The following is a 1,229-nucleotide window of genomic DNA, read 5'->3' on the forward strand; positions in this document are numbered from 1 at the left end:
CTCACTACATTAGAACATATTGCAATCCCGGATGAGTCCATATACAAGTTCCGGAGCGCTAGGCCTATTCGCAGCATTCCTATTCCATCATCATTATTTGATAACACACCAAGAAAATTAATCAAAAAATATTACCAAAGAATCATGGAGGCCTCACCCAGCAACGTTCTTGAGTTTGTCCATAATGCACGAGTGGCTTCTATGGCTTGCTTTGTCTACATGCGATCATAGTTATTGACGGATGATGTAGCCGATTTATTTATTAAATTAATTCACAATATGAAATCATCAGCAGAGGTTTATGTTAATAAAAAAATCATCTCTGAAGTCAAAAAAGTTAACGGTAAGTTTGATATTTTATACTTAATTGCAGAAGCGGCTCTTGAAAATCCGAAAGGTGTCATTGAGGATGAAATCTATCCTTTAGTGAATCAGGACACTTTAAAAAAATTGGTAATAGAGCTGAAAAATAAGGGGAACAGATGGTATCAGAACCAAGTTAACCTCAAAGTGCATTCACTGTATTCACATGCTCACCGCAAAGCGCTTCTGCAACTATTAAATGCATTTACTTTCAAAACCAATAGCCAAGAAGGACGTGATTTATTGGATGCGATTGCATTCATTAAAAAAATCAGAAGTCGACTGATACCTATTATCCTGATGCTGCACTTGTCCCTATAGCTAATGTTATTCCTGTATCATGGAAGTCAATGGTTTTTGAAACGGATGATTTCCCTGTTACTGTTGCGATGGTAGAGGATGGTCCCACAAGTGGTACCGAAAAACAGGCCAGTCTCGTCAAAATTAACCGATTTCATTATGAAGTCGCTGTCCTTGAAAGTTTACGAGAAAAACTACGTTGTAAATTAATCTGGATTGAGGGTGCCTATCGTTACCGTAATCCCGATGATGATTTACCCGCTGATTGGGAAACATCTCGCGAAGCTCGATACCTACAGCTTGGATTACCTCTAGAAGCCTCGGATTTTATTAAAAAGCTTAAACGCGAGCTACACCTTAATTTACAAAACCTAAATGACACCATTTTGCATAACAAGAAAGTTAAAATCTTGGATAAAAATGACGGCCATATCAAAGTAACGCCATTAAAGGCACAGGCGTTACCCCCGTTTCTTGATACGTTACAGCGAGAAATTAATCGTCGTTGGGTTTTACCGCATATCCAGCCCAAACTGGCAATGAACTTTAATCTGTTCTCTAAATTC

The 1,229-nt window shown here is 38.2% G+C and carries 2 protein-coding genes and 1 pseudogene; all 3 read left to right on the forward strand.

Annotated elements, in window-relative coordinates; genetic code table 11:
* Window positions 1–231, forward strand: a 231-nt coding sequence (locus A8O27_RS19155; protein ID WP_211269268.1) for a hypothetical protein, incomplete at its 5' end; no start/stop codon positions are given.
* A gap of 48 nt (window positions 232–279) precedes the next feature.
* Window positions 280–684, forward strand: a complete 405-nt coding sequence (locus A8O27_RS18050; RefSeq protein ID WP_131744531.1) for a hypothetical protein — start codon at window positions 280–282, stop codon at window positions 682–684.
* 29 nt (window positions 685–713) lie between these two features.
* Window positions 714–1,229: pseudogene (locus A8O27_RS18055) on the forward strand (hypothetical protein); the annotation flags it as partial.

It is taken from the genome of Legionella bozemanae, from assembly GCF_001648595.1.
Taxonomy (GTDB): Bacteria; Pseudomonadota; Gammaproteobacteria; order Legionellales; family Legionellaceae; genus Legionella; species Legionella bozemanae.